This window comes from Mesorhizobium sp. M7A.F.Ca.CA.003.01.2.1 (assembly GCF_003998945.1).
GTDB classification, from domain to species: domain Bacteria; phylum Pseudomonadota; class Alphaproteobacteria; order Rhizobiales; family Rhizobiaceae; genus Mesorhizobium; species Mesorhizobium ciceri.
Map to the genome: position 1 here is coordinate 1 of NZ_RZRA01000886.1, position 2,322 is coordinate 2,322.

Consider the following 2,322-nt stretch of genomic DNA (forward strand, 5'->3'; position numbering starts at 1 on the left):
CCTGTGCTCAAGGAACGGCGCAACGGCATGGCAAGCCGCATGTCCGGCGGCCAGCAGCAGATGCTGGCGATCGGGCGCGCGCTTATGGCCGAGCCGAAGCTTCTGATGCTCGACGAGCCGTCTCTCGGCCTTGCCCCGAAGATCGTCCACCAGATCTTCCGCATCATCCTCGACCTGTCGCGCCACGGCATTTCGATCCTGCTCGTCGAGCAGAACGTTCAGCTGGCGCTTGAATGCGGCGACTACGCCTACCTGCTCAACACCGGCAAGGTGAAGCTGCATGGCCCGGCGCAGGAAATGGCCGCGCATTCGGCCCTGAGGGAACACTATCTCGGCGGCGCCAGCGAGGACGTCCTTCATGTTTGAGGTCGACTGGAAGACGCCGCATCTGTGGCGCAAGACCGCGAACAGGCGCCCGGCCGCACCGGCACCGCAAGGCGACCTGAAGACGGACGTGCTGGTGGTCGGCGGCGGCTTCACCGGCATGGCCGCGGCACTCGGCGCGCGCGACAGCGGCGTCAATGTCATCCTGCTTGAGAGCAACGAGATCGGATCGGCAGCGTCGGGCCGCAACAACGGCCTTGTCATCTCCCACCATTCCAAGGCCTCGCCGGCGGAGTTCGAGGCGGTCTACGGCAAGACGATCGGTGAGCGCTACAATCGCATGGTTGCGGATGCGGCCGGCGTAGCCTTCGGCCTGATGCAGCGCTTCAACATAGACGCCCACCAGGTTCAGGAAGGCTGGATCCAGCCCGCTCACACCGACACCACGCTTGCCCGCGCGCACCAGTTCTACGAAGAGTGGAAAGCCTTCGGCGCCAATGTCTCCTGGCTTGACCGGGCCGAAGCCAGCGCGCGCATCGGCAGCCCCTATCTCGGCGGCTGGATGGTGCACAATTCCGGCCACATCAATCCGTTCGCCATGACCATTGGCCTTGCCGGCGCCCTTGAGCGCGAAGGCGTGACCATCTTCGAGAACGCCGCGGCGTCTCGCATCGAGAAGGTGGAAGGCGGCTGGCGCGTCTTCACCGCAACGGGAAGCGTCACGGCGCCAGAAGTGGTGCTTGCCACGAATGCGCTTACCGGCGACCTCTGGGCTGGGCTGAAGAAGACACTGATGCCGTTCAAGGTCTTCCAGGCCGCGACAAACCCGCTGCCGGAAGGCCTGCGCACCCAGATCCTTGTCGGCAACCCCGCGGTGTCCGACATGCGCAACGACATCCGCTATTTCCACTACGACGTCGACGGCCGGCTGGTGAGCGGCGGCACGCATACATTGTGGTTTGACGAGGCCGACCGCGGTCGCGCCAAGGTCTCGAGCATGCTGGGCAAGGCTTTTCGCGCATTCGGCGGCGAACCGCCGATCGTGGAATACTGGCATGGCACCTTTGCCGTGGTGCCTGATCGCAGACCTCGCCTCTATCGCCTGGCACCCGGCCTCGTGTTTGGCGGCGTCTATTCCGGCCGCGGCGTGGCATTGGCAATGTCTCTTGGCCAGGAAATCGGCCGCTGGGCGGCAGGCCGGCGCCGGGACGAGCAGATGCCTTTGCCGGTCACCAACATGAAACCGGTTCCGTTCCATCCGGTCGCCGTGCAGGTCGCGAACCGCATGCATCTCTGGAACCGCTTCAAGGATCGAAGCTCTTGATGACATTATAGGCCGACGATGCTGATTTTGTGCCGGCGGCTAGCTGGCCGAGGCAGAAGTCTCAATCAGACAGCCCATGCTCGGTCACGACTGGGCCGAAAGCGGACTGGTAGCTTCAGGCATCAGCGGAAGCCGAAGCGGACCTTCAGCGTGGCTGGGACTTAGGGCCTCCGACTGATCCAAAAGGAGGTTCTGTCACGGTCTCAGGCGTTCCCCCTTCGGATCGTACCACGGCTTGAGCTGCGCAATGGCCTTGTATCGCTTCCAGGCGATTTCGATCTCCAGAGGGGCGGCTGCCAGCCAGGCATCGTCGACACCGCCCTCGCATTCGACATAGCCCATGCCGAGCGAGGCGCCGATGCGGTGGCCGTAGGCGCCGGAGGTGACCGAACCGACGATCTTGCCGCCGCGCCAGATCGGTTCGTGATGATAGAGGAGAGGCGCATCTTCGGCCTGCAGCCGCAACTGCACCAAGCGGCGGCGCGGCTTGCCCGCCTCCTTCTGCAGCAACAGCGCATCACGGCCGATGAAGCCGCCTGGCTTGTCGAACGCCACGGCAAAGCCAAGCCCTGCCTGCAGCGGGCTGTCTTCCTCGCCGATGTCGTGACCCCAGTGGCGGTAACCTTTCTCCATGCGCAGCGAATTTCTGGCGAAGTAGCCGCCTTGGCGCAGGC

At 64.4% G+C, this 2,322-nt stretch carries 3 protein-coding genes; 2 read left to right on the top strand and 1 reads right to left on the bottom strand.

All coding sequences use genetic code 11. From position 1 onward, the window contains the following. Nucleotides 1–366: ATP-binding cassette domain-containing protein (locus EN969_RS27150; protein ID WP_127419549.1), on the top strand; the 366-nt coding region annotated here is incomplete at its 5' end. Continuing rightward, nucleotides 359–1,648: an FAD-dependent oxidoreductase gene (locus tag EN969_RS27155; protein WP_063168750.1), complete on the top strand. Its 1,290-nt coding sequence runs from the start codon at nucleotides 359–361 to the stop codon at nucleotides 1,646–1,648. The genes EN969_RS27150 and EN969_RS27155, both read left to right, overlap by 8 nt. A 195-nt stretch (nucleotides 1,649–1,843) precedes the next feature. Here the strand turns inward: EN969_RS27155 and EN969_RS27160 are convergent. Continuing rightward, nucleotides 1,844–2,322, bottom strand: a 479-nt coding sequence (locus tag EN969_RS27160; protein WP_164758530.1) for a glycine cleavage T C-terminal barrel domain-containing protein, incomplete at its 5' end; no start/stop codon positions are given.

Excerpts from the sequence above, each read along its gene's own strand:
- EN969_RS27155 (WP_063168750.1), top strand. The coding sequence starts at position 359 with ATGTTTGAGGTCGACTGGAAGACGCCGCATCTGTGGCGCAAGACCGCG.